The sequence below is a fragment of the Kitasatospora sp. NPDC004799 genome (genome assembly GCF_040609095.1).
Classification (GTDB): Bacteria; Actinomycetota; Actinomycetes; order Streptomycetales; family Streptomycetaceae; genus Kitasatospora.
In genome coordinates, this window is the sequence record NZ_JBEXJK010000570.1 from 1 (window position 1) to 4,107 (window position 4,107).

Genomic DNA, 4,107 nt, shown 5'->3' on the forward strand with positions numbered 1-4,107 from the left:
CGAACCACGCGGCCCCATCGAGACCGAAGCAGCCCGCCGCCTCGCCGACGACCTCAAGCACCAGTAGTCACCCGATTACCCAACACTCTCTGAGGCGTCACGGTCCGGTAGGTGAGGCGGTAGCCGCGCACACCGTGGCGCACGGTCGCCGGGTCGATGTCGGCGCCCTGGAGGAACGCGGCGACCTCGGCCTGGCCCAGGTCGGCGACGGGAGTGAGACCGAGCAGGGCCCCGCGCTCCGTGCTCTGCTGGGCCGGGCGGGGTTCGGACGCCGCGACCGCCGGGGCGGCGGCGAGGACGGCGAGGACGGCGGCGGTCGCGGCGGCCAGGGACCGGCCAACTCGCCTGCGCCGTACGGTCTGCCGGACGCGGGTGCGGTTCGTGGTGTGGGTCATGGCGACGACGCTACGCAGCCGTTCGGCACCGGGACATCCGGCGGCCCCCCGGCCGGGGGTGCGGCCAGCCCCACCCCGGCACCAGGGAATCCCCCGGGCAGCAGCCGGCGTCGGCCTCGCGCCCGGGGGAACCGGTGGGAAATTCGGCGGCGGGCGCGTCGTCGGATCCGGCGGCGTGTGCGTGTACACAGGAGCGGCAACTCCCCGACGGCGCATGCCTCCCGCCCCTCCGGCCCTCAGCCCCCTTCCGGCCCTCCGGCCCTTCGATCTGCCGACCGCCGACCCCCGACCGCCCGGACCGGCCGCTGACCCGGCCGGGCCCCGGCACCCCCCCGCAACCCTTCACAGCGAAGGAGTCCTGACCATGCGGAAGTTCATCCTCGACCTGGTCGAGCGCACCGTCGCCACCTACGCCGCGGCGTTCCTCGGCCTGCTGCTGGCCGACAAGTTCGACCTCACATCGATCGGCTCGCTCAAGGCGGCGGCGGTGGCGGCGCTGCCGGCCGCCCTGACCGTGATCAAGGGCGCGGTGGCGACCCGCGTCGGCGACTCCGACTCGGCCGCCCTGCTGGCCCGCAGCAGCCGCGAGTAGGGGCGGACGCGTGAGGGGCGGGGCGCGCCTCCGGGGCGCCCCGCCCCCTGCGCGCACCCGTCCGCCCCCTCGGGCGTTCGTCGCACCTGGAGCCGCCCGCACCGGAAGTCGGCGGGGTCGACTTCCGGCGCGCCGAGGGGGTGGTGGCGCGGCGGTGACGGCCGGCTGCCGGCGGGGACGGTGAGCTGTCGGTGGGGACGGTGAGCTGTCGGTGGGATGTGAGCGGCCCCCGGGACGGTGGGGACCGGGCGTGCTGCGTAGTCCCGCCCGTACCGCCGGACCGTCCCGAGCCCCAGGAGCCCGCCATGCCCGCCGCGCCGCCCTCCGCACCCCGGACCCCGCCGTGGGACGTCCACCGCCCGCCCCGCGCCGAGGGGCGGAACGTCCTGGTCACCGGCGGCAACGCGGGCATCGGGTACTTCGTCGCCGAGCAGCTCGCCGCCACCGGCGCCACGGTCGTCCTCGGCAGCCGTGACCGGGCGAGGGCCGAAGCGGCGATCGCCGCCATCGGCGCGCGCGTCCCCGGCGCCCGGGTGCGGCACCTGCCGCTGGACCTGGCCGACCTCGCCTCGCTCGGCACCTGCGTGGACGCCCTCGGGCTGGACCGCCTCGACGCGGTCGTCCACAACGCCGGCGTGGCACTCGACCACCCGCCGCGCCGGGAGAGCGCCGACGGGCACGAGCTGATGTTCGCCACCAACCACCTGGGCCACTTCGCGCTGACCCACCACCTGGCACCCCTGCTCGCGGCCACCCCCGGCAGCCGGATCGTCACCACCGGCAGCTTCGCCGCCAAGTCCGAACGCCTGGACCTCGACGACCTCCAGAGCACGCGCGACTACCGGCCCAAGCGCGCCTACGCGCGCTCCAAGCTGGCCCAGATGCTCTTCGCCCTCGAACTCGACCGCCGCCTGCGCGCCGCCGGCCGCACGACGCTGAGCGTGCTCGTCCACCCCGGCGGCGCGCTCGACTCCCTCACCCCCTCGCGCCCGCCGGTCCACGTCCGCACCACCGGCGAGCGGCTGCGCCACCTGCCGCTCGGCCTCGTCGTCCAGGGCAAGGACGCCGCCGCCTGGCCCGCCGTCCGGGCCGTGCTCGACCCGGCCGTGCGCGGCGGCCAGCTGTGGAGCCCCCGCGCCTTCGGACTGCGCGGCACACCCCGCACCGAGCCGCTCTGGACCCACCTGGCCGACCCCGCGACCGCCGCGCGCCTGTGGGCGGCCAGCCGCGAACTGACCGGCCTCGACCCGGTGCCCGACGCCCGCCACGCGCGATGACGCCCGGGGGCACCGTCAGGGCCGCTCCCAGCGGACGCGGCGCAGCCCGAGGTCGTCCAGCAGGTACAGCGCGTCGCCGCGGCGGACCGCATCGGTCGCGGCGACCGTCTCCAGCTCGCCCAGGAGGCGATCGCAGGAGGGGGAGGAACGCAGAGAGACCGCTCGGGCCACCAGGGCCGGGCGGTCTCTGCTGTTCGGGCGGGCCCATGCGCCAACACGGCCCGCTGCCGATGTTCCCGAGTTGTTGGAGTGAACAGCGCCCCCGGGTCCCGGACCCGCGGGTCCGGGTGAACGCCGCTGGCAATCGTCACACCCGGCCAGGACGGCTCACAAGGGCGCGCTGCACAAAGGCGCATCAAAATCCGGTTTCGACTTATTGAACTGCGCTTCTCTGGTACGGCGTTCGCGAGATTTCGGGCAGGGACCGGGACTGTCGTGCATCAATCCACGCGATGTTTGCCGAACCGATTGGGATTCACCCGTACGCCTGACAGAGTGTGATGCCACCGGACACACAGTGCGACGCCAACCGCACAAGTGCCCGCCCGTTGGAGTGGACAGTGATATGGAGGTCTCCTCGATGACGAGGAACCGGAACAAGCGCATCCGTACCCGAACCCGCACCACCCGCTGCGCGACGGCGGACCCGGTACCGCCGCTCAGCCCCCGCACGCACCCGCGCCCGCGCCCGCGGCTGCGCCCGTACGAGCGGCCGCTCGCGGCCGGCGGGACCGCCGTGGTCGTCGTCGTGGTCGTCCTGACAGTCGCGCTGGCCGCCGCCTTGGTGGCGACCGGCATGTCGGCCGGCGCCGCGCTCGAACTGGCCACCGGCGGCTGCCTGTTGGCCGCCAGGCTCCGACGGGAGCGGGCCTAGGAAGAACGCCTGCCTGCGATGGGACGCCGAGAGAACCCGATCGAGGCGGCCGAGCCGGCGCTGGGCCGGCTGGCCGTCTGGCTGCGCGAGCAGCGCGAGCAGGCCGGGTTGACGTACCGTCAGCTCGCCGCTCGGACCAACTACCACCCCACCACCCTGCAACGGGCCGCCGGCGGACGGTCCGTACCGAGCTGGAAGGTCGTCGAGGCCGTCACCCGCGAATGCGGCGGCGACCTCAAGACCGCCCGGCGCAAGTGGGCCCAGGCCAACTACTGGTCCCACGTGCCCCGCCCCTCGGGCAGCCGGCGGCTGCGCGCACCGAGGCGGGTCGACCCCCAGCAGGTCGACTCCTTCGCCGACCTGCGCCGGGCGATGCACGAGATGCGCCGCAAGGCCGACTGGCCCTCGCTGCGGGAGCTGGACCGCCGGGCCCGCGACCGGGGCTCGCGCCTGCCCTCCAGCACGCTGGCCCTGGTCCTCAAGGGCGAGGCCCCGCTGCGCAAACCCGTCTTCCTCGCCTACATGGAGGTCTGCGGGGTCAGGGAGGCCCGCCGCGCCCTGTGGGCGGCGGCCTGGGACCGGACGAACAACGCCCGCGCCCCGATCCCGGTCAACTCGCGCACGCACCACAGCGAGTTCGCCCGGGCCATGCAGTCCTCCAGCGCCGGCACCTCGACGGACATCCTGTTCCGGCTGTGGGTGACCCTGCGCAACAGCCTGGCCGCCGAACGCGACGAGGGGCCCGGGCACCCCGGCCACCCCGGGCACCCGGGCCATCCCGGCCACGCGGGGCATCCCGGCGGCCATCCCGGCGGGGCGGGCCGCGAGGGCACCGGCGACAGCCCGTCGGTGCTCGTGTGACCCGGTCCGGGGGGGGGGGCGGGCCCCCCCCCCCCCCCCCCCCCCCCCCCCCCCCCCCCCCCCCCCCCCCCCCCCCCCACCCCCCCCCCCCCCCCCCCCCCCCCCCCA

6 protein-coding genes are annotated in these 4,107 nt (G+C 75.9%); 4 read left to right on the forward strand and 2 right to left on the reverse strand.

Going from position 1 to position 4,107, the window contains the following annotated elements:
* Positions 1-53: 53 nt before the first annotated feature.
* A complete protein-coding gene (locus ABZW03_RS38165; protein WP_355269077.1) occupies positions 54-395 on the reverse strand; it encodes a hypothetical protein in 342 nt (113 codons plus the stop codon).
* Between the two features lie 364 nt (positions 396-759).
* Here ABZW03_RS38165 and ABZW03_RS38170 point away from each other — a divergent pair, with 364 nt between their 5' ends.
* Complete coding sequence (locus tag ABZW03_RS38170; RefSeq protein ID WP_355269079.1) at positions 760-987, forward strand: holin; 228 nt, start codon at positions 760-762, stop codon at positions 985-987.
* A 305-nt stretch (positions 988-1,292) separates the two neighbouring features.
* On the forward strand, positions 1,293-2,264 hold the full coding sequence (locus ABZW03_RS38175; protein WP_355269081.1) for an SDR family NAD(P)-dependent oxidoreductase: 972 nt from the start codon (positions 1,293-1,295) through the stop codon (positions 2,262-2,264).
* Between the two features lie 15 nt (positions 2,265-2,279).
* On the opposite strand, the gene ABZW03_RS38180 is transcribed toward ABZW03_RS38175, so the two are convergent.
* On the reverse strand, positions 2,280-2,435 hold the full coding sequence (locus tag ABZW03_RS38180; protein ID WP_355269083.1) for a hypothetical protein: 156 nt from the start codon (positions 2,433-2,435) through the stop codon (positions 2,280-2,282).
* A 409-nt stretch (positions 2,436-2,844) separates the two neighbouring features.
* On the opposite strand from ABZW03_RS38180, the gene ABZW03_RS38185 reads away from it, so the two are divergent.
* Both ABZW03_RS38185 and ABZW03_RS38190 read left to right on the forward strand, forming a co-directional pair.
* Positions 2,845-3,138 (forward strand): hypothetical protein, encoded by a 294-nt coding sequence (locus tag ABZW03_RS38185; protein WP_355269085.1) that lies wholly within the window; start codon positions 2,845-2,847, stop codon positions 3,136-3,138.
* Between the two features lie 18 nt (positions 3,139-3,156).
* Complete coding sequence (locus tag ABZW03_RS38190; protein WP_355269087.1) at positions 3,157-3,999, forward strand: helix-turn-helix transcriptional regulator; 843 nt, start codon at positions 3,157-3,159, stop codon at positions 3,997-3,999.
* Positions 4,000-4,107: the final 108 nt, after the last annotated feature.

What these genes read in the sequence shown, in the direction of transcription:
- ABZW03_RS38165 (WP_355269077.1), bottom strand. Translation starts at nt 395, where the DNA reads ATGACCCACACCACGAACCGCACCCGCGTCCGGCAGACCGTACGGCGC.
- ABZW03_RS38170 (WP_355269079.1), top strand. Translation starts at nt 760, where the DNA reads ATGCGGAAGTTCATCCTCGACCTGGTCGAGCGCACCGTCGCCACCTAC.
- ABZW03_RS38175 (WP_355269081.1), top strand. Translation starts at nt 1,293, where the DNA reads ATGCCCGCCGCGCCGCCCTCCGCACCCCGGACCCCGCCGTGGGACGTC.
- ABZW03_RS38185 (WP_355269085.1), top strand. Translation starts at nt 2,845, where the DNA reads ATGACGAGGAACCGGAACAAGCGCATCCGTACCCGAACCCGCACCACC.
- ABZW03_RS38190 (WP_355269087.1), top strand. Translation starts at nt 3,157, where the DNA reads ATGGGACGCCGAGAGAACCCGATCGAGGCGGCCGAGCCGGCGCTGGGC.